The sequence below is a fragment of the Microcoleus sp. Pol17C6 genome (genome assembly GCF_036701145.1).
In the GTDB taxonomy this organism is placed as follows: domain Bacteria; phylum Cyanobacteriota; class Cyanobacteriia; order Cyanobacteriales; family Microcoleaceae; genus Microcoleus.
In genome coordinates this window covers 191201-211549 of sequence record NZ_JAUBQH010000002.1, presented here as the reverse complement: position 1 = coordinate 211549, position 20349 = coordinate 191201, and the positions used below count along the sequence as shown (strand labels likewise).

General features: G+C 44.7%; 18 protein-coding genes. 13 read left to right on the top strand and 5 right to left on the bottom strand.

The genetic code is table 11. The annotated features are described in order from the left end of the window. Positions 1-51: 51 nt before the first annotated feature. The 8 genes from QUA25_RS02050 to QUA25_RS02015 all read left to right on the top strand — a co-directional run bounded on the left by QUA25_RS02050 (position 52) and on the right by QUA25_RS02015 (position 11724). Positions 52-1134, top strand: coding sequence for an ABC transporter ATP-binding protein (locus tag QUA25_RS02050; RefSeq protein ID WP_333035169.1), 1083 nt, complete (start codon positions 52-54; stop codon positions 1132-1134). Positions 1135-1467: 333 nt separating this feature from the next. Beyond that, positions 1468-1815 (top strand): hypothetical protein, encoded by a 348-nt coding sequence (locus QUA25_RS02045; RefSeq protein ID WP_333035167.1) that lies wholly within the window; start codon positions 1468-1470, stop codon positions 1813-1815. Positions 1816-2187: 372 nt separating this feature from the next. Then, a complete protein-coding gene (locus tag QUA25_RS02040; protein WP_333035165.1) occupies positions 2188-2625 on the top strand; it encodes a DUF3574 domain-containing protein in 438 nt (145 codons plus the stop codon). A 99-nt stretch (positions 2626-2724) separates the two neighbouring features. Then, positions 2725-2991 (top strand): hypothetical protein, encoded by a 267-nt coding sequence (locus tag QUA25_RS02035; RefSeq protein WP_333035163.1) that lies wholly within the window; start codon positions 2725-2727, stop codon positions 2989-2991. 330 nt (positions 2992-3321) lie between these two features. Next, on the top strand, positions 3322-3834 hold the full coding sequence (locus QUA25_RS02030; RefSeq protein WP_333035161.1) for a hypothetical protein: 513 nt from the start codon (positions 3322-3324) through the stop codon (positions 3832-3834). A 271-nt stretch (positions 3835-4105) separates the two neighbouring features. Continuing rightward, positions 4106-6139, top strand: a complete 2034-nt coding sequence (locus QUA25_RS02025; RefSeq protein ID WP_333035159.1) for an ABC transporter ATP-binding protein — start codon at positions 4106-4108, stop codon at positions 6137-6139. 643 nt (positions 6140-6782) lie between these two features. Further along, positions 6783-10220 carry a PAS domain S-box protein gene (locus tag QUA25_RS02020; protein ID WP_333035158.1) on the top strand — a complete coding sequence of 1146 codons (3438 nt, stop codon included), beginning with the start codon at positions 6783-6785 and terminating at the stop codon, positions 10218-10220. 202 nt (positions 10221-10422) lie between these two features. After that, on the top strand, positions 10423-11724 hold the full coding sequence (locus tag QUA25_RS02015; RefSeq protein ID WP_333035157.1) for a cytochrome P450: 1302 nt from the start codon (positions 10423-10425) through the stop codon (positions 11722-11724). A gap of 158 nt (positions 11725-11882) precedes the next feature. Here the strand turns inward: QUA25_RS02015 and QUA25_RS02010 are convergent, their stop codons facing one another. Next, positions 11883-12488 carry a chorismate lyase gene (locus QUA25_RS02010; RefSeq protein WP_333035155.1) on the bottom strand — a complete coding sequence of 202 codons (606 nt, stop codon included), beginning with the start codon at positions 12486-12488 and terminating at the stop codon, positions 11883-11885. Between the two features lie 324 nt (positions 12489-12812). Here QUA25_RS02010 and QUA25_RS02005 point away from each other — a divergent pair, with 324 nt between their 5' ends. Next, entirely contained in the window at positions 12813-14432 is a 1620-nt protein-coding gene (locus QUA25_RS02005) for an NAD(P)/FAD-dependent oxidoreductase (RefSeq protein WP_333035153.1), read from the top strand. A gap of 71 nt (positions 14433-14503) precedes the next feature. On the opposite strand, the gene QUA25_RS02000 is transcribed toward QUA25_RS02005, so the two are convergent. Beyond that, the gene (locus tag QUA25_RS02000; protein ID WP_333035152.1) at positions 14504-15055 is read right to left on the bottom strand and encodes an acireductone dioxygenase; all 552 of its coding nucleotides are present in this window, start codon (positions 15053-15055) and stop codon (positions 14504-14506) included. 225 nt (positions 15056-15280) lie between these two features. Between QUA25_RS02000 and QUA25_RS01995 the strand changes: the two genes are divergently transcribed. From QUA25_RS01995 to QUA25_RS01985, 3 genes are all read left to right on the top strand, one after another. After that, positions 15281-16246: a M48 family metallopeptidase gene (locus QUA25_RS01995; RefSeq protein WP_333035150.1), complete on the top strand. Its 966-nt coding sequence runs from the start codon at positions 15281-15283 to the stop codon at positions 16244-16246. Positions 16247-16471: 225 nt separating this feature from the next. Continuing rightward, positions 16472-16897, top strand: coding sequence for a DUF4359 domain-containing protein (locus tag QUA25_RS01990; protein WP_333035148.1), 426 nt, complete (start codon positions 16472-16474; stop codon positions 16895-16897). Positions 16898-17124: 227 nt separating this feature from the next. After that, a complete protein-coding gene (locus QUA25_RS01985; RefSeq protein WP_333035147.1) occupies positions 17125-17691 on the top strand; it encodes a TerD family protein in 567 nt (188 codons plus the stop codon). Positions 17692-17856: 165 nt separating this feature from the next. Here the strand turns inward: QUA25_RS01985 and QUA25_RS01980 are convergent, their stop codons facing one another. Both QUA25_RS01980 and QUA25_RS29385 read right to left on the bottom strand, forming a co-directional pair. Beyond that, positions 17857-18381 carry a transposase gene (locus QUA25_RS01980; protein WP_333035145.1) on the bottom strand — a complete coding sequence of 175 codons (525 nt, stop codon included), beginning with the start codon at positions 18379-18381 and terminating at the stop codon, positions 17857-17859. Positions 18382-18390: 9 nt separating this feature from the next. Further along, the gene (locus QUA25_RS29385) at positions 18391-18507 is read right to left on the bottom strand and encodes a transposase (protein WP_445242183.1); all 117 of its coding nucleotides are present in this window, start codon (positions 18505-18507) and stop codon (positions 18391-18393) included. A gap of 59 nt (positions 18508-18566) precedes the next feature. Here QUA25_RS29385 and QUA25_RS01975 point away from each other — a divergent pair. Further along, positions 18567-19630, top strand: a protein-coding gene (locus QUA25_RS01975; protein ID WP_333035144.1) for an ISKra4 family transposase whose coding sequence is annotated in 2 segments (ribosomal slippage) — positions 18567-18720 and positions 18720-19630 — 1065 coding nt in all. Because the reading frame shifts where the segments join, the coding sequence is not laid out codon by codon here. Here the strand turns inward: QUA25_RS01975 and QUA25_RS01970 are convergent. Further along, positions 19619-20293 (bottom strand): transposase family protein, encoded by a 675-nt coding sequence (locus QUA25_RS01970; protein WP_333035143.1) that lies wholly within the window; start codon positions 20291-20293, stop codon positions 19619-19621. The two genes, QUA25_RS01975 and QUA25_RS01970, sit on opposite strands and share 12 nt — an antisense overlap. Between the last annotated feature and the right edge of the window lie 56 nt (positions 20294-20349).

Here is a 20349-nt window from a genome sequence, read left to right as displayed (position 1 = left end):
AGGCAGATCCTGGTAACGAGTAAACAATCAACAGTCAACACTTTAAAAATCATGGCAAAACTGCAACTAAAAAACCTCAATAAAACCTACAGCCCTAAAGTAGTTCCCGTAAAAGACATTAGTTTGGATGTCAGCGAAGGAGAATTTCTAACCTTGCTGGGGCCGTCGGGGTGTGGCAAATCTACGACACTGCGGTTAATTGCAGGATTAGAACAGCCAACTAGGGGCGAGATTAGAATTGGCGATCGCGATGTCACTTATCTCAGACCGGGCGATCGCGATATTGCAATGGTTTTTCAAAGTTACGCGCTGTATCCGCACATGACAGTATACGAGAATATGGCATCGAGCCTCAAACTTCGCAAAATCTCCTCCAGCGAAATCAATCGGTTAGTGACGGAAGTTGCAACATCCCTCGGATTGACGGAATTAATCGATCGCAAACCCGGAAAACTATCAGGCGGACAGCGGCAGCGAGTCGCCCTCGGCCGCGCATTAGTGCGCCAACCGGAAGTATTTTTGCTCGACGAACCTTTGAGCAATCTCGACGCATTATTACGAGAAAAAGTTAGGGCCGAACTCAAACAATTATTTTCCTCCCAAAAAGCTCCTGTAGTTTACGTCACTCACGACCAAACCGAAGCAATGACGCTTTCTACAAAAGTCGCAGTTCTTAACAGCGGCAGCGTGCAGCAGCTAGATCCGCCACACTTAATTTATACCCGTCCTGCCAATCAATTTGTCGCTGGTTTTGTGGGCAGCCCGCAAATGAATTTGCTAGTGCTTAAATGCCAGGGCAATTTTGCGATGTTAGGTGATTTTGGAGTTCCACTCCCAAATATGCCGACTGTGCCGCCAGAAATTGTCTTGGGAATTCGCCCGGAACACGTCGGCTTTGCAGATGCAGAGGCCGGCAAGATGTCTGCCCCAGAGGCAATTAAAGGTGAGGTTTATTTAGTGGAAAACTTGGGAATGCAAAATTTAGTTAGCGTCCGAGTTAAAGGTGTGGACTCAGTAACGGTGCGGGCTTTGCTGCCCAATGACCGCCACTGGAATTCCGAAATTGTAGAGCTAGTTTTTCCGCCTCAGTTGCTGCACTGGTTTGACGTGAAAACGGGCGATCGCTTGCAATAAGAATTTGCCCTGCATACCATGCTTGATTAAAAATTGTCTAACCATGTGTATAAAAAAATGTTTTTTGCTTCTAATTAAGTTATGACTTTAGTTAGAGGTAGAACTATTTGGCTGCTGTTAACGTGATATTCATGTGTGAAAAAACTAATTGACTGACACATAGGTTGCGTGTTTACCAGATTTTATCGCTAACCTATAACTCTATTTAGGTGGTTAAGCGCAAGTTAAAGCTAAGTTGGCTTTACCTCGCATTAGCTGCTGGTTTGGGAGCGAGTCAATTAGATGAAAAAATGTTGAAAATTATCACCAATCAACTTAGGGAGTATTACTGAGATGAATTTGATTTCCACAGCCATTGCTCGCATCAGTTCCCTGCTTAAGGGCTTTCAAATTAAGAGTTTTTTGAGTGTTGTCCTAGTGGGTTTTCTGCTGCTGACAACCACTGTTGATTCGGGACGCACTACCAAAGGTTTGGGCACGCAAGCCAGCTCAAAATCTGAACTCAACAATCCTGAAAGACCCCAAACAACGCGGGAATGGAGGCAAGAAGCTCGCGAAACCTCAGACTCTCCCGGCGAACGAGCTCAGAAGATTGGCCAAGAGGCAGGAGCAGCCGTGAAAGAAATGGGGGAGATGTATCAAGACACTGCTAAGAGAAGTATCCGCGAATTAAAGGATTAGTAGCTCCACCTAAAAAATATAACACTGAGAAACCTGATTGCTTTCGGGGCGCAGCCAAGAGTGCTCGCCCTTCCGGGTTTCTGAACACCTGAAAAGTTTGACGTTTAAATAGGTTGAGCGACTTAATACGACAGACGCAATCAAGTAGGCGAGCATACATAAACTAGAACAGATGCTCAAAAACCCAGTTTCTCAGGTGAAACTGGGTTTTTGAGTTGGAAGTCTTTTATGTTAAATTAAATCAAATTCGCGTTAAAAACCCGTTGCTCAGACTCGGTGGTTAAAACTGAGATATTGCAGTATTCTCAATCAACCTTTCAAGGGCACGCTAGAAACAACTGCCCACAATATAGAATTTTCGCGTAATTCCTGATGAATAAACATTTTAACAGTCTTTGCTTGACGTGCCTGCTGTTCATCCTGCCTGTTTGTCCTGCGACAATTGCCCGCGCTCAACTTCCCGAAACTTCGGAGACTAATGCCAAGCAAACAAACCTCCTCAAAGATGAACTGTTTTTTGGCTTAACCAAACCGGGAGGCGAGACAATTTCTGAATCCGAATGGCAGGAGTTTGTCAAGGCAGTTATTACCCCTCGCTTTCGCGAAGGGCTAACCGTATTAGACAGCTCCGGGCAGTTTCTCAACAGTTCGGGAATTCTGATTAGAGAAAACTCTAAAATAGTTATTTTAATTTATGAAAGTAGTCCGGAAAAAAATCAAGCTATTCATGAAATTATCGAAACTTACAAGCGCACTTTCCAGCAAGAGTCAGTGCTGCGGGCCACCAGCGAAGTTAAGGTTTCTTTCTGATGTGGTCATCCAATCAGCGTATTTATGATATTATTCGTGGTAATCAAGGTCATATCCTCAAAGATAAGTAGGGTGCGGGTGCAAGAAAAATCATAATTTGTGGGTATCGATCGCAGACTGCAAAAAATCGCTAGAAAAACCTGCACGGGAGAAAACAAAAACATGATGAACGACGGCAACCAAAAAGCTGAAGCGCCTGAAACCGAGGATGCACAAAATTTGTCCGCCATGGCGAAAGCTTTTCTTGTTAACGTGGCTTGGTCTTACGCAGAGTCACTGGAGCGAATGAAACGATCGCGAAATCCACAGGAACCCGCGCCGGAATCTCCGACAGAACAAGTCGAACCCAATCCTGAAAAAAATTAATGAGAGACTATTAATGCGATCGATTTGCCAAACTATCTGGGGGTGCGATCGAACGCAATAGTCAATTAGCTGTTTTGAGTGAAGAACAATCAACTCAGAACAGCGAACTGTGCAGCTTAAGCCGGATTTGTATTGGATTTTACAATAAAAAAAACTGAAAGCCCCGTGACCCTTCAACAAGCTCAGGAAAAGCTTTAGTCCGGGGATAACAACTGCGTTGCAGGTTTGAACCGCAACCTATATCTATCCATAAAAGGGATTTAAACTAAACAAAGTACGGTTTTACCGCTACAGTGTACAAAACAAATAACCAATTTTTAGATCTGTCTCATGTCTAATTCAAAAATGATTGGTAAAGCGATCGCAGGTAGCCTTTGCTTGGGCATCCTCATTAGCTTCAACGCCTCACTGGGCCCAGCATCCGCAGCAACACCAACAATTGCCCAAGAAACAGCAGCCCCGGCCGCTAGCAACCTCGACCAGCAACTCCTAGGCCAATGGCAAGGCACAGTCCCCTCCGGTCAGTCTTTCACCTTCGTCTTTGCCCCAGAAGGCAAATTGTTTCTCATGGCTAAAGGCCCCGACGGAGCCGCCCGCGCCAAAGAAATGAGGTACAAAGTTAATCTCGGTGAAAAACCGATGCACATTGATGTCGGCCTCAGCAGCACAGAAACCGTTGAGACTGTTTTTGAATTGACTCCCGAAGGTCAAATGCGCCTTCAGTTGCAAGGCACCAATCCCGGACAGGCCAGACCTAATTCCTTAAACGAGCAGGCAACTGTGTTTAAAAAGGTCTCTGAGGCCACTGCACTGCCTGCTGACACTCAAGTCATAGGTTTTTGAGGAAAATTGCAGGCAGAAGGCACTTATCGCAATTGTCAATTGAGTGAGGTACTGGTTGGGATTTTCGATTTTCGATTTTCGATTGCGGAATTGGTAAGAAAGCCCGCGAGTACCTCACCTGATTGAGATCCGCTATAACTAGCTCTGAGTTTTCAGATTGCCACGCTTCGCGAGGAACGAAGCAATCTTAAAACTTTCCCCGTGCCTTCTGCCTTGAACAGGCCCTGCTACAATCCACTTAATCTCCCTTTAATTTTTGTGATAGACTTCCATGAGTGAAACCGTCCTAGAAGTTCGCAACCTGCGGGTTCAATTTCAATCTGCGGACGCAGGCGATGCGTCTGCAACCGTCAAAGCGGTTGACGGCATTTCCTTTGAGGTCAAGCGAGGGCAAACTCTGGGCATCGTGGGAGAGTCGGGGTCGGGAAAATCGGTAACATCCCTGGCTGTTATGGGTTTGCTGTCGAGTTCGTCAACGAAAATCGATGGCGAAATTTGGTTTTCTCCGACAAAAGACGGCGCTAGCAATGGGCCTGTGAATCTGCTGGAAATGCCGGACAGGGAAAAACAAACATACCGGGGCAGCCAGATTGCGACGATTTTTCAAGAGCCGATGAGTTCGCTAAATCCCGTTTATACGATCGGATTTCAACTCACAGAAGCCATTTGTTTGCACCAACAGGTGTCGCAGACAGAAGCGCGGCGCCAAGCTGCTTCTCTGCTGCAAGAAGTGAAGCTGCTACCGGGCGACGATGAGCTCAGGCAGCGGTGTTTGGCTTTGCGGCAAGAGCATTCCCGGACTGCTGCGGGGAATCAAGCAGTGATGGAGGACGATCGCGATTTGATGCAGCTTGTCAACGGCCAAAAACAAGCTATGCTCGATCGCTATCCCCACGAACTCTCAGGCGGTCAAATCCAGCGCGTGATGATTGCAATGGCCATTTCTTGCAATCCAACTTTATTAATTGCTGATGAACCTACCACGGCTTTGGACGTAACCGTGCAGGCAACAATCTTAGCTTTGCTGCGGGAGTTGCGGGACTCTAGAGGCATGGCAATGATTTTTATTACCCACGATTTGGGCGTCATTGCTGAAATTGGCGATACGGTGGCGGTGATGTACCGAGGCAAGATTGTTGAGTGCGGTGCGATCGAACAAATTTTCAGCAATCCCCAACATCCTTACACAAAAGGTCTGTTAGCTTGCCGCCCAACTCTCGATCGGCAACTGCGCCGCTTGCCGACAGTTTCCGATTTTATGGATGTCACCACAAATGCTAGCGGCGAATTAGTAATTGTCGAGAAAAATGCCGATTTAGACGGCGACAATAGCGGGGGAAATTCCGCTTTTGCAACAGGAAAACCGCCTCGGCTGCCGAATATTTCCGAGCCTTTGCTAGCTGTTGATAACTTGCGAGTCGGTTTTCCGGTGCAGGGAATGTTTGGCGAAACTAAACGCTTGTTTATGGCGGTAAACGATATTTCTTTTGAGGTTTACCCGGGCGAGACTTTGGGTTTGGTGGGCGAGTCTGGCTGCGGCAAATCAACTTTGGCGAGAGCTTTGCTGCAATTAATTCCGATCGCCAGCGGTAAAGTGTTTTTTGAAGGTCAAGAAATTACGCCTCCTGCGAAAAGTAGTTCGGCATCGCAGTGGATGGCTAATTATCGGATGAAAAAAGAGTACGATCGCAAATTGCGGTGGCTGCGGCGCGATCTGCAAATTATTTTTCAAGACCCTTTTAGTTCTCTCGATCCGCGTCTAAATGTTGGGGATGCGGTGATGGAACCTATGGTAATTCACCGCTTTGGTAAGAACCACAAAGAACAGCGCGAGCGCGCGGCTTATTTGTTGGATAGAGTGGGTTTAAATCCCGATTTTATGCGGCGCTACCCTCACGAGTTTTCGGGCGGACAGCGGCAGCGAATTTGTATTGCTAGAGCTTTGGCTTTGAATCCTAAGTTTATTATTTGCGATGAGTCGGTTTCGGCATTAGATGTGTCGGTGCAGGCGCAAGTTTTAAATTTGCTGAAGGAGTTGCAAACAGAGTTTGGACTGACTTATATTTTTATTTCTCACGATTTGAGCGTAGTCAAGTTTATGAGCGATCGCGCGATCGTCATGAACAAAGGTAAAATCGAGGAAATTGGCACTGCTGAGCGCATTTACAGGCAGCCGCAGCAAGCTTACACGCGGCAGCTTATAGCTGCTATTCCTGCGGGAAATTTGGAGCGAATTCGGCAACAGCAACTAGGTCGCCAAGCTGCTTGGCCCCCATCGCCGACAGATGAATCAGAACAAAATTGATATTTAGTGTTTTAAACTCGTATCAATTACCAATTGCCTGTGACCAATTACCAATTACTAATTAGCCATTACGGGCGAACATCTCCTGCAAGGAAAAACTGCTATGAAGGTTTTTTTCTTTTTATCTTCACAAATCAGCAGTTTATATTTATTTTAACTTCATAATTTATGCTCAACTTCAACCTGTTTGAACTTGACTAATATTCCGGGCTGTTTAACCCACAGCCAGGACTCTCCACGCAGTATTTTTGTACATCCAACGCGGTCATTCCTGGACGCAAAAAGTGGTATAACACGCTACTATAACGTGGTAAGGATCTTCATGTGCAGCGTACATAATTAGGTTCTGCGTCCAGGACTACCTAAATTAGGCTAAATGTCCAATGACTAACAACAATAAGTAGCGTAGTATTATAGATAAACTCTCTCTATGAGCCGGAAAAAGTAGAAAATGCCCACCCCACCTAAAAAGAGATTGCTCCCTAATTCCGTAAATACACTTAATTTTCTGGTGGGGTTGCGTAGATTTACGCAAATCTTAAAAGGCTAGATTTCGCAAGCTAGCAAAGTTTTACAATATTTAAACATCTTTATTCTTGTAATTTTGGCTCATCAAAAGTAAAACGGGATCAAGAGTAAAAAAATGAAATCTTCTGTTCGTATCGAAGAATCAAAAAGCACTAAATTCTCGAACTTAATGCAAGTGTTGTGGACAAAAATTACGGCAGTAGTCACCAGAATAGAAAAGGCAGAATCTAGAAAGAACTATGAAAAAAAAATCCGCGTAGCGACGATCGCCCCTGGCAGTGTATTCTCAATTTTGATAATTGTACTGCTTGTCTTAAACGGGTGGCTGGTAGCTGGCAGTCGTGATAATTTCTACGATAGCCCACTCGCCCTGGGATTTTTGGCAATAGCAAATATTGTGTTTTTGGCGGTATCGGGGCGCTCAAACACCTCTTGGGCCCTAGCGGGAAACGATCGCCCATCCAGCGAATCCAACGGGGGCGATCGCTTTTTTAGCCTCTCGCTCGATCTCCTGTGCGTCCTTAGTTTTGACGGTTATATAACACTCATCAACCCAGCAGCCGAAAAAATCCTCGGCTATTCCCCAGGAGAAATGATTGGCCAACTCTTCATTGAATTCGTGCATCCAGACGATCGCGAAATTACTTTAAAAGAAGCTGAAAGTATTGCTGCGGGGAATAATACCGTTGGGTTTGAAAACCGCTGGCGCTGTCGCAACGGTTCTTACAAGTGGATAGCCTGGACTGCTACCCGTTTCTGCGAGGAAGAATTGATCTATGGTGTCGGCCGCGACATTTCCGCTCAAGAACAAGCAGAAGCAGCGCTGCAAGAGAGTCAGCGTTTTGTTGAGCGAATTGCCAATACCAGTCCGAATCTTCTCTTTGTTTACGATGAAAGCGAGCAGCGAAATGTCTACAGCAATCGCGAAATCACTGACACCCTCGGCTATACCAGCGCCGAAGTTGAAAACATGGGCAGCAATCTACTGCCCACCATCATCCACCCTGACGACTTAGCTAAATTTCCCGGATATTTTCAGCAATTAGAAAATGCTCCCGACGGCGAAGTTATTGAGTACGAATATCGGGTACGCGATCGACAAAATTGTTGGCACTGGTTAGTCAGCCGGAATATTGTATTTAGCAGAACCGAGGAGGGAAAAATTAAGCAGCGTCTCGGTGCTGCTACGGACATTACAGAGCGCAAAATAGCAGAACAAGCTTTAGCAGAACAATTGAAACTTTCTTTATTCACAGCAGATGTGGGAATTGTTCTAACTCAAAACCAGGGTTTGCGTACAACTTTGCAATATTGCGCCGATGCAGTTGTGCGCCATTTGGATGTTGCCTTTGCTCGGATTTGGACATTGAATGAAGACGGAAATGTATTGCAACTGCAAGCAAGCGCGGGGATATATACTCATATTGACGGCGCTCACAGCCGCATTGCTGTCGGCGAGTTCAAGATTGGTTTAATCGCCCTGGAGCGACAACCTCACATCACTAATTGTGTGCAAGAAGATCCCCGAGTCAGCGACAAAGAATGGGCCTCACGAGAAGGAATGGTGGCTTTTGCTGGATATCCGCTAATTGTTGACAATCAGTTGCTGGGAGTAATCGCGATGTTTGCTCGCCAAGAGTTGAACGAATCAACCCTGATTGCTTTGGCGTCAAGTGCCGATACGATCGCCCTGGGAATTAAGCGCAAACAAACAGAAGAAGCTCTCGCCACACAAAAGCAAACTTTGAGGGCAATTATTGACAACGCCCCCATTTGGGTGTGGCTGACTGACACTAAAGGCAAGATGCTGTTGGTTAACAAAACTTTTTGCGAATCTGTGAACGTTCCTGAAGAAAGATTTTTGGCAGCATCTCACTGTTGTGAAATTTTGGGAGCGGAAGCATTTGCTAACTGCATGGCGTCTGACGTGCAAGTCTGGAGTCAAGATAGTCCTTTTTATGCTGATGAAATTATCAAGTTTGCTGACGGTAAAAATCACCATTTAGAGGTAATTAAAGCTAAGGTAAAAGAGGCCAACGGCAGCGCGATAGGCTTAATCGGCTTGGGTTTGGACGTTACACAACAAAAAGAAGCTCAACTAAAATTGCAAGCTTCGGAAGCGCGATTCCGGAAGTTAGCGGAGCAAGAAGCACTTCTGAACCAGCTAGCTAGCAATATCCGCGAATCTCTAGATTTAGATACTATTTTGGCAACAACTGTGCAGCAGATTCGCGACTTGCTGCAAGTCGATCACTGTGTGTTTATCTGGTATTTGCCCGACGCTTCGCCGCCTGCTTGGGATGTCGTCCACGAAGCTAAAAATGATGACTTGTCCTCGCTTTTGGGTTATTTTCCTGCTGACATAACGGGTATGCTGCCACAAAAAATCGCTAATTTGGAAGTTTATCAAATAGATGATGTTACAACTGTCAGCGATCCCGTAGAACAAAAGTTCTTTTTGGAGGTTGGTTGCAAGTCTGTTTTGGATTTGCCGATTAAAAGTGCCGGAGGTTTAACTGGTGTTGTTAGCTGCATTTCTTGCAGCGAGGTGCGTAAGTGGACAAAAGAGGAAGTGGAGTTAATGGAGGCAATTGGCGATCAATTGGCGATCGCCATCAGTCAATCTGAACTTTACACTCAAAGCCTCGATTCAGCCCGGATAGCGCAAGAACAAGCTGCTAAACTCGAAGTAACTCTGTGCGAGCTCCAGCAAGCTCAAACTCAACTCGTGCAGGCCGAAAAAATGTCGAGTCTCGGTCAGATGGTTGCGGGGATTGCCCATGAAATCAATAACCCGGTCAGCTTTATCTTCGGCAATCTTACCTACACAGAAGAATACACCAGAAACCTGATGAAACTGCTGCAAATGTATCGAGATGAATACCCGCAACCTTCTCCAGCAATTCAGGAGGAAATAGAGGTGTTAGAGCTGGATTTTGTGCTAGACGACTTGCCGAAAATGCTGTCTTCTATGCAGGTGGGAGCCACTCGCATCCGGGATATCGTGCGGAGTTTGCGAAATTTCTCTCGCCTCGATGAATCTGACATGAAAAAGGTTAACATTCACGAAGGCATCGACAGCACATTGATGATTTTAGAACACCGTTTGAAAGTTCAGCCCGTTAACGTAGTGGCTACGGATTACCATCGCCCAGCAATTCAAATCGTTAAAGAATACGGAAAATTGCCACGGGTGGAGTGCTACGCCGGACTATTGAATCAGGTGTTTATGAATATTATTGCTAACGCTATTGACGTGTTACAAGAACCGCTAGAACATCCGGGAATTATCCGCATTCGTACAGAGGTAGAAGGTACTCTCGCTGTGATTAGAATTGCTGATAACGGTCCAGGTATCACCGATCAAGTCAAGCAACGGATATTTGACCCGTTCTATACTACCAAACGGATCGGTTCAGGAACGGGGATGGGTTTAGCGATTTCCCATTCAATTATTGTAGAAAAACATAAAGGTGAAATTAAGTGTTTATCGGTGGTGGGGAAAGGCACTGAATTTATAATCGAGATTCCGATTAAAAGACCAGAAAATTAAATTGGTTTGTCGGTGAAAATACTAATTTGCATCAGTTGGAAAAACCTGATTTTTTTTGTACAAACCTTAAGACTGACACACCCTACAGGATACAAACAGAGAAAAGTTATTTTACCAGAAATTTGTCTGGTGCGTATTGCCCACCCTCCAACTAAAATTGATATGATATTAAAAATCTAAAATCTAAAATCTAAAATCTAAAATGGCATTACCTCCCGGTAGTTTCGGTTTACCCCTAATTGGCGATACCCTCAACTTTTTGCAAGATTCCCAATTTGCCAAAAAACGCCACCAGCAGTACGGGCCCATTTTCAAAACCAGCATTTTCGGACAGCCTACCGTGTTTGTGCGTGGCCAAGAGGCTAGTTTGTTTGTTTTAAGCAATGAAAACCAATATTTTGTTGTGAGTTTTCCTCCGAGTACCAAAGCGCTTTTAGGGTCGCTTTCCTTGTCACTGCAAACGGGTGCTAACCACCAAAATCGGCGCAAGTTGCTGTACCAAGCGTTTCAGCCTAGAGCTTTAGCCGGCTACATCGGTGCGATGGAAGATATCACTCAGCGCTATTTGGAAAAATGGGTCAAAATGGAAACCATGACTTGGTATCCTGAACTGAGAAATTATACTTTTGATGTTGCGGGTAAGTTGTTAGTAGGGATGGAAAAAGGTTCGGAAACGGCGCTAGGACATTATTTTGAAACTTGGTCTAAGGGTTTATTTTCGATTCCTTTAGATGTGCCGTGGAGTCAGTTTGGTAAAGCTAAAAAGTGCCGAAAGCTGCTGTTGGCAGAACTTGAAAAGATTATTCGCGATCGCAAACAAGGAACCCATAGTGGCAATGATGCTTTGAGTTTGCTGATTTCGGCTCGCGATGAGGAGGGAAATAGTTTGAGTTTGGATGAGTTAAAAGATCAAGTGCTGTTGTTGCTGTTTGCGGGACACGAAACTTTAACTTCGGCGATCGCCTCTTTTTGCCTTCTGCTAGCCCAACATCCCGATGTGATGGCAAAAGTGCGGGCCGAACAGCAGCAGTTCCCCGCAACTGAACCGCTAACCTTGGAACAGCTCAAACAAATGACTTATTTAGAACAGGTGCTGCGAGAAGTGCTGCGTCTAGTTCCACCGGCTGGAGGTGTTTTTCGGACAGTAATTAATGCTTGTGAGTTCGGCGGCTATGAAATTCCCAAGGCTTGGACCGTGGTTTCTGGGATTACTCAAACCCATCAGGATAGTCAACTTTATCCTGAACCAGCTCGATTCGACCCCGATCGATTTAGCTCTGAGCGATCGCCTAAACCTTTCAGCTACGTGCCCTTTGGCGGCGGTTTGCGAGAATGTTTGGGCAAAGAATTTGCCCGATTAGAGATGAAGTTGTTTGCAGCAAAGATGGTTCGGGAGTACGAGTGGGATCTGTTACCGGATCAAGATTTGAATTTGATCACAATACCGATGCCTCATCCTCGCGACGGTTTGCGAGTAAAATTTCGTCGAACAACAATGAAATAAGTAAAAGCTTCAGTTCTACACCCGCCTGATTTTCCTCTTCTTCTTGAGAACAGGCTTTTCGGCCTGTTCCACAAGAGATGAATTTTATTGTGGGGAGTATGGGTTGGGCTTCTAGCCCGCCCTGAAAGCCTGATTGATAATGGTGCAAGATCTCAGCCTTAATCAACATCCAATTGCATCGGCCCCAAATACTTAGTTAAATAAGGAGAAAAAACCTCATAAATCAGAGTCAATGGCTTCCCGTGATGCCAAAACAAATAGTGTCGCCCCCAAAAAGGGCCCGACTCTTCAAACGCTGATTCCAAAGCAGCCGAATCACCACAATAAATGCCCTGCACATCGCGATACAATTCTGTCCGCAGCCTCGCTAAACTAGCCCAAATTGGCAACGATTTATTTTGCAAATATTCATCTACGTGGCTCGCTTCCCACCAAGATGTCGCATAGGCCAGGCGCTGTCCCGAAGCAGTCCGCAGCCACACTTGGCGGCGCAGGCGCGGCCCCGGAACCGCAACAATTTGCTGGGGCGCGCCGTCTGCGTCTTCACCCACTAAAGACATATCGATCACATCTACTTCTGTGGGTTCCCCTGTCAGCAGTTGCAGGTGACGGGTGGGGGAACCGTCGCCTAGGAGCAGTATTTGCCATGCCGGTGCGAGCTTGGTGTGGGGCAAACCCTTCTGTACTGCGTCTTCGGCTCCTTGCCACAGAGGGTTGAGAGCGTGCCAGGTGCGGCTGTTTTTGGGTGTGAATGTTGCAGTCAAGGGTCTTTACAAAACTTAATTTTTTGTTTATTATAACGCTTCTTCAATTATCCGCTCAAAAATCAAAAATTGCTCGACCGAGGACGATCGCCCATAGGATGTCCAGTGAAATAGTTATAATAAGCTGTTCAGCATTTAAATTTTTTGCCTGAAAGCCAGGGTGCAAGGAGTCTAGGCTTCAAAAATCCCAATTTAAATGCGTATCAGCTTACTTTTGTTCGGGATTTTTATTCTTCCTTCTTCCTTCTTCTTCCTGACATCCGTTACATCCGTTACATCCGTTACATCCGTTATATAATCCGTTGCCGAACTTCCTTCCACTATATGTTACGAATAACCGAAATAAAACTCCCCCTAGATCATCCTCAAGATGCGATCGCCAGTGCTATAGTCAAAAAGCTGCAAATTCCCCCCGAAGAATTGCTCAGCTATTCCATCTTCAAGCGCAGCTATGATGCTCGTAAAAAAGCAGAAATCCTCCTTGTCTATATTGTGGATGTAGAAACGACACAGGAAAAGCAACTTTTGGCGCGCTTCAAAAAAGATCCTCATGTGATGGTAACACCAGACACGAGTTATCGCTATGTAGCGCAAGCGCCCAACAATTTGACGATTCGCCCCATTGTGATTGGTACAGGGCCGTGCGGTATGTTTGCAGGTCTGATGCTGGCACAAATGGGGTTTCGCCCCATCCTTTTAGAACGCGGAAAAGCAGTGCGCGATCGCACGGTTGATACTTTTGGGTTTTGGAAGAAAAAAGCAGAATTCAACCCAGAATCTAACGCTCAGTTTGGCGAAGGTGGTGCGGGTACTTTTTCCGATGGCAAGCTCTACAGCCAAGTTAAAGATCCTCAACATTATGGGCGGAAGGTGTTGACGGAACTTGTAAATGCAGGAGCTTCACCGGAAATTTTATATATTAATAAACCGCATATTGGCACGTTCAAACTGGTGGGAATTGTCCAAAGTCTTCGCGCCCAAATAGAATCATTAGGCGGAGAAATTCGGTTTCAAACTCGTGTAGAAGATATCCACATCGAAAATGGAAAAGTGCAGGGACTTACCCTCGCCAGCGGAGAATATATTGCTAGTAATTATATTGTTCTGGCGGTGGGACACAGCGCCCGCGATACTTTTGAAATGTTGTTTTCGCGCGGGGTTTACATCGAACCTAAACCTTTTTCCATTGGTTTTCGGGTGGAACATCCCCAAACTATTATCGATCGCTGCCGTTTTGGCGATCGGGCCGGCCATAAGCTTTTGGGCGCCGCCGATTACAAACTGGTTCACCATTGCCAAAACAATCGTTCTGTATATAGTTTCTGTATGTGTCCCGGTGGTTTGGTAGTGGCGGCTGCGTCAGAACCGGGGCGACTTGTCACTAATGGGATGAGTCAATATTCTCGGAATGAACGCAATGCTAACAGCGGGATTGTAGTGGGTATCACGCCGGAGGATTATCCCGGTCATCCCTTAGCCGGAATAGAGTTTCAGCGTCGCTTAGAAGAACGGGCATTTGAGTTAGGAGGTGGCACTTATAACGCCCCTGGACAGCTTGTGGGGGATTTTTTGGCGAATCGCCCTTCCACGGCGCTAGGCAGTGTGCAGCCGTCTTATACGCCGGGAGTTGTGATGACTGATTTGAGCGAAAGTTTGCCAGATTATGCGATCGCAGCCATCCGCGAAGCACTTCCGGCTTTTGACAAACAGATTAAAGGATTTGCGATGGATGATGCGGTTTTGACTGGGGTGGAAACGCGCACTTCTTCACCGATTCGGATTAAACGCAAGGAAGATTATCAGAGTTTGAATACAGAAGGTCTTTATCCTGCTGGGGAAGGTGCAGGATATGCGGGTGGAATCCTGTCGGCGGGGATTGATGGGATTAAGGTGGCGGAGGCGGTTGCTTTGAGCATATTGCAATCTTCAAACCACAAAATTTGATGCGGGATTTGAGGATTTTTAGATGGTTTGAAGATTGCCGTCAACTGTCAACTGTCAACCGTCAACTCTGTTCAAACAGCAGCTAAACGCGATCGAATTTCCGTATCGGTATACTCCGGCGTCCAGCCTTCTTTGGTGATAAAATAGCGCACCGCTTTAATTCTCCGGGCTGCTGTCAAATAAAACCAGTGTTCTGTATTCGCCGGCACGTTGATAAATTCTTCCGGCTGCACTGTGAGTTCGACTTGGCTGCCGTCGGGCCGCACGAAGCCGAAAATGCCCTCGCCTGCTACGATATAGCGGACTTCATCATCGGCGTGGATGTGGCACTTATTGAATTTGGACAGCATGGTGTCGAGGTTGGGAATGTCCGGGTGCAGTACAATTAAGTCGCGATCCAGATAGCCTGCACTTTCCGACAACTGTTGAAAGTAGCCGTCGAGGGCTTGCAGCACTTGCTCTTTTTGATTGTCGTCAAGAGCATCTTTAGCTAACAAATTTTGAATTTCAGCGCTGTCACCCACTGGCCAGCGGTTGAGTTGAATGTTTAAGGAAGCGAGTTCTCGGGTAATGTCGCTTTGTTGAGTGTAGGTTGTACCGTTTTCGAGTCGCAGGATAGCCATTTTTGCACGTTCCAATTTTTGGGTGAGGCGATACACAGGCACTGTGAAAGATGTTTGTCGATCGCGCCTGTACCAGAATCACAATTTTAACGCTAATTTGAACAGGCTTTTCGGCCTGTTCCACAACAGTTGAATATTTGTCGCGATAATATTATAAGTCAGGCGCCAGCTAGCACCAGCAGCGATGGCATTACTGATATCTTAAATGTAACTTTTGCAACAACTATGCCTACTTATACGGGAATTTCTAGCGAAGCATTTCAGCATCCCCTCGATCGCCAAGCTGAGGAAGCGCTGCGAAGCGTGCCTGGATTTGACTTAATTGCCAGCAAATTTGTAGAATTTGTCTACGAACGACCGCAATTCGTTTACCTAATGGGAAATAGCATTCAAGTCGGGCCACGCCAATATGCCAGCATTTATCATATATTTCGGGAGTGCTTGCAGGATTTAGATGTTTTTCCCGAACCGGGTTTGTTTGTTTCTCAGAATCCCTCAGTTAACAGCTATGCGCTGGGTAAAAACCAGCCTTATGTAGTATTAAACACTGGTCTTTTAGACTTGTTGGAAGAGCCAGAAATTCGGGTAGTATTGGCTCACGAGTTGGGACACATTAAATGCGGTCATCCCACTTTAAATCAAATGGCGACGTGGGCGATGAGCGTCGCATCGACAATTGGCGAGATGACTTTCGGGTTGGGAAATATGGTCGGTAGCGGTTTAATTTACGCTTTTTACGAGTGGCGGCGCAAGGCTGAATTATCGGCAGACCGGGCGGCTTTGTTGGTAACGGATGACTTGAACAGTGTGATGAAGACGATGATGAAACTTGCGGGAGTTAGCAGTAAATATGCTGACCAATGCAGTTTGCAAGAATTTATCCGCCAGTCTGACAACTATCAAGAGCTCGATCGAGACAATCTCAACCAAGTGTATAAGTTTTTACTTTACAACGGCGGCCAGGGCGTGATGCTGAGTCACCCTTTCCCGGTGGAACGCCTGCGGTATTTGCGAGACTGGGCAAGTTCCGAGGAATACCGCCAAATTAAGCTGGGGAACTACAAGCGGGCTGTAGCTGAGGGTGCGGTTGATGTGAAGTCCCAAGCGCCTAACAGTGAGACGGAGGCTTTGCGCCGTCAGATTGAAGAGTTGCAGCGGGAGATCGATCGGCAAAAATCAAAGCGAAACTAAGTTTAAATTCCTCGTTTCCAGGCTGTGCCTGGGAACCAGCTAAATGTTTTGTTGAAGATTTACCGGATTTGAGGGAGGGGGAAACGTAAAAGGAAGGTAAACCAGTGAGAGACTTACTCGCAACTGGCCTCCAATCTAAAAAGTGTCCCCTCCTTTCGGAAATCTGTTTCTGAGGAGGTGTAGTTTAAATCAAGAGAAGCTTATAAATCAACGGGGCTAAAAAAAATGAATATTGATAACGCAATGAATACTAACAAGCCAACTTCTAATTTTTTCGGCAATGTGGGAAAAGTCGCGCTCGCCCTGACTCTTCTAGCCGCCGGCATGGCATTTACAAACCCTGGGAGAGACAAATACCTAACTTATGCTTCCGGCGTACTGCAAACCGAGTTGGAAAGCACTGTGTGCAAGGATTCTCGCGTGCCTAAAGCTTTGAGCGGGATTACAGATACTTTGATCGGCAGTTGCAAGAATTTGCTAACTTCGCAGCGGGACACGATCGAAAGCTTGCTAGACAATACAACGCAGCGTCAAAATTTAGGTGTGGTCAGTATTTACACAACTCAATTAGGCAAAAAAAGCTATCCAACGCTTGGAGCTTTTGGGAATTTCGTGACGTTGCCACCTAGTTCTGAAAATGCTCAAAAGTAGAGTCAAATTAAGTTTAAGTGTAGAAACCGGGTTTTGTAGAAAGCCCGGTTTTTGCTTAGGTAATTGTCTCTAAGCAAATCTCAATAAATTCGGATAGCGGCAGCACATATTTTTAGTCAAGATCCCTATTAGAAGCAAAATATTAAGTTTTCTTAAAGAACAAAAGTTATTGCCGCACTTAATATTAACATGAACGCTATAAAGTTTGATGTTTAACAAATAAGCTGATGGCAATGCAATTAAGTAAGGGTGAGAGATTTAATATCTCTAAAGAAGCGCCTGGTTTAAAAAAAATGGCGATCGCCCTCGGTTGGCAGGTGACAGAGGCAGGACAAAGCTACGAGATTGATGTCTCTGCATTTATGCTAGGTGCTGACGGCAAAATACCTAACGATAAATATTTTATCTTTTACAATAATCTGCAATCCGGTGACAGTTCGGTACTGCAAGTGATTCGAGATAAAAACAACCCAAGTCAAGAGAATAAGACTATTTACGGCGTTATCTTAGAAAGAGTTAATCCTGACATTGAGGAAATAACTTTTGTTGTGACTATTCACGAAGCAGATAAAAATAGGGCAAATTTTAGCAATATCAAAAATGCTTTTATCAAAGTTTCCAATTTGGATACACAAAGCGAACTGGTTCGGTATGAATTAAAAGAAAATTTTTCGCGAGAGACAGCGGTAGAATTTGGTCGTTTGTATAGAAAGAATGGAGAGTGGAGATTTCAGGCTGTAGGAGCAGGATATCAGGCAGGATTGCAGAGTTTTGTTGACAAGTATTGCAGCTAAAGTAGTAATAATATTGCTGCAATTCCTCACGAGTTAGCAGCGGGAACGGCTGATGATTTACAGTTTTCGGCTGGGGAGCTGGAGGTGGAGTCAGAACCGGAAGCGGAATAGTCTCGTCTGGAGCTTTTGGTAAATTTGTGGCTCTTCAGTAACTAGTATGCTAAACTAACAGTCAAACTGCCAAGTAGGCAAACATCTAACACGGAAGTTTTCAAAGTTTCTAAACCCGTAAGCAGAACGTTTAATCAACTTGAGCTTATTGTTGATGCCTTCGACAACACCACTCGTAGTCTTATAATCGAAGTAAGCAATAATCTCATCTAGCCAACGAATAATAGTGTTCTGACTATCGGGAAAATATTTTTTAGCTCCTGACAGCCATCTTCCCAGTTTAAACAAACCGACTAACCAATTATTAGCCTGCTCGAAAATCCTTCTAATTTCTTCTTTTAATTCATGCCTACTTTTGAGAGGAGAAGATACATCTTTAACTTGCACGAGTTTAGCTTTTCGCTCTTCATTTAGATCTGATTCGTTTTTCAATAACACATATTTACTTTTATTCACTCCTTCTAAAACTTTCTCCTGGTCTGCTTTCTCTTCTGACGATTCTGCTTTTTTAATTAAATCTTCTACCTGTCTCTTTTCTCGCTTCCTTTGGGCATCTAATTCCTTATTTATTTGTGCCATTACATGAAATCAGTCGGCGACCACCTGAGCCTTTGGCATCAAGTCTATCACTAGATTTCTGTAACCTTTCCACAAATCTATACTTACTTCTTCTAGGGAGCATCCCGGTTTTGTAAATATCCCCAAATCAGCATAAAATGAGTAAAATCCAAAGAAACGTTAAAAAAGAGTAGAGAGAAAGAGCCATGACCCCTCAAGAACTAGAGCGATTGGAAAGCTGTACGTCAGAAATTGCTAAAATTTTGTATAACAATACACCCCCGAGTGAACTGACCAGTTTGGAAAATATCGAAAAGCATCTCAGGGAGCAATGGCTGGTTCATGTAGGTCCCAAAATAGGTTTTTTTTTATCAAACAGGCAACGGGAACAGAACAAGGACGACCCCGGACAGTAAAAAGCTGTATTGGTGAACTAATAATTACTGAAAAACAAGCCAAAAAATTAGAGGTCAAGAAATCCACGCGATTATCTCCATTATTTGAAAAATGCTGTCTCCGTCAAATCGCTAATATTTCCTACTCCAAGGCTGCCCTTGAAATGGAAGTTCAGACAGGAGTAAAGATTGGACACACTTGTTTACATCGATTGGTAGAAAAACAAGAATGGTCAGAACCGATAGCCAAAATAGAGGTCAAAGAAACAAGCATAGATGGAGGGAAAGTCCGTCTGAGAGGGAAGTTGGGACAAGGGTCTCATTGGCAAGATTATAAGGCCGTGCGGTTACACGAAAGTTATTATGGGGCTTTTTATCAAGAGAATGAAGCATTAATTAACTATATAAACTATCAGCCATTAGCCGATATATTAACTTGTTTGGGTGATGGACATGAGGGAATATGGAATATTATGAGCCAGTTAAATCCTGGTAAAGCCCGACGTGAAATTTTAGATTGGTATCATTTAATGGAAAATTTATATAAAGTGGGAGGGTCGTTGAAATCTCTAGCCAAAGCCCAGGAATTTTTGTGGCAAGGTCGGGTCGAACCCACCCTAGATTTATTTAAATATTGTCGTAAAAAAACCGCCAAAAACTTTTGCAAGTATCTAGAAAAGCATCGCTCTCGAATTGTTAACTATGAGCAATTATCATCAGACAAGATTTGTTCCATCGGCTCTGGAGCCGTGGAATCAACGGTCAAACAAATAGATAGAAGGTTGAAAATTTCGGGAGCTCAATGGTTGAAAAAAAATGTCAATCAAATGCTCAAACTTCGTTGTGCCTACCTCAACGACCTCTTAGCCATTTGAGGCTTTTGCAAAACCGGGATGCTCCCCTTCTTCTATTTGCTCTAATACCTCTTTACCCCATCCGAGCAGCACTTCCCTAATTTCTTCTTGTTTCCTTCCTGCCAATATCCCACTTAACTTAGACTTCTCTAAATCTATTAATACTGCACAGTAATTTCCTTTTCCTTTTATTACAGCTATTTCATCTATCCCTAATCTGTTCAACTCGCTAGGCTGGGCTTTCAAGTATTCTTTCGATGCGTCTTTTAACATCCTTTCTATTTCTTCTGTTGTCACCACCCCTTTTTTTGCTACGCTGTGGATCTCGTTCTCTAACACTTCTTGGAATATTGCTCTTCCTAGCCGTTTTGTATAGGTTCTTCTTTTTCTGACAAACTCCAACTCTTCACTAAATGGCTTGACACATTTTTCACATTTAAACTGTCGTCTGTTAATTTCTAAAAATACAAAGTTCTCTCCCCAAGGTAAATATTTGACTAGGTATTTATGATTTTGATGTAATCTATGACTTTTTTTTTCCCAACGTGGACAGTTAATTTCCTTACCGATTCCTTCCCCCTGTAAAATTATTCCAATCCCTTCATGCTGGCGATGTGAGATTACTTTTATTTCCTCTATATTCAACAGCTTTGTTAAAAAGTTTATCTCCTTTTTCGTTCTCATGGCTGTTCACTCCAGCTAACCCCTCTAGCTTTTGCTGATAGTTAATAATAAATGAG

What these genes read in the sequence shown, in the direction of transcription:
- QUA25_RS02045 (WP_333035167.1), top strand. Translation starts at nt 1,468, where the DNA reads ATGAATTTGATTTCCACAGCCATTGCTCGCATCAGTTCCCTGCTTAAG.
- QUA25_RS01970 (WP_333035143.1), bottom strand. Translation starts at nt 20,293, where the DNA reads ATGAGAACGAAAAAGGAGATAAACTTTTTAACAAAGCTGTTGAATATA.
- QUA25_RS01995 (WP_333035150.1), top strand. Translation starts at nt 15,281, where the DNA reads ATGCCTACTTATACGGGAATTTCTAGCGAAGCATTTCAGCATCCCCTC.
- QUA25_RS02020 (WP_333035158.1), top strand. Translation starts at nt 6,783, where the DNA reads ATGAAATCTTCTGTTCGTATCGAAGAATCAAAAAGCACTAAATTCTCG.
- QUA25_RS01990 (WP_333035148.1), top strand. Translation starts at nt 16,472, where the DNA reads ATGAATATTGATAACGCAATGAATACTAACAAGCCAACTTCTAATTTT.
- QUA25_RS01980 (WP_333035145.1), bottom strand. Translation starts at nt 18,381, where the DNA reads ATGGCACAAATAAATAAGGAATTAGATGCCCAAAGGAAGCGAGAAAAG.
- QUA25_RS02025 (WP_333035159.1), top strand. Translation starts at nt 4,106, where the DNA reads ATGAGTGAAACCGTCCTAGAAGTTCGCAACCTGCGGGTTCAATTTCAA.
- QUA25_RS02005 (WP_333035153.1), top strand. Translation starts at nt 12,813, where the DNA reads ATGTTACGAATAACCGAAATAAAACTCCCCCTAGATCATCCTCAAGAT.
- QUA25_RS02030 (WP_333035161.1), top strand. Translation starts at nt 3,322, where the DNA reads ATGTCTAATTCAAAAATGATTGGTAAAGCGATCGCAGGTAGCCTTTGC.
- QUA25_RS02040 (WP_333035165.1), top strand. Translation starts at nt 2,188, where the DNA reads ATGAATAAACATTTTAACAGTCTTTGCTTGACGTGCCTGCTGTTCATC.
- QUA25_RS01985 (WP_333035147.1), top strand. Translation starts at nt 17,125, where the DNA reads ATGGCAATGCAATTAAGTAAGGGTGAGAGATTTAATATCTCTAAAGAA.
- QUA25_RS02050 (WP_333035169.1), top strand. Translation starts at nt 52, where the DNA reads ATGGCAAAACTGCAACTAAAAAACCTCAATAAAACCTACAGCCCTAAA.
- QUA25_RS02000 (WP_333035152.1), bottom strand. Translation starts at nt 15,055, where the DNA reads ATGGCTATCCTGCGACTCGAAAACGGTACAACCTACACTCAACAAAGC.
- QUA25_RS02015 (WP_333035157.1), top strand. Translation starts at nt 10,423, where the DNA reads ATGGCATTACCTCCCGGTAGTTTCGGTTTACCCCTAATTGGCGATACC.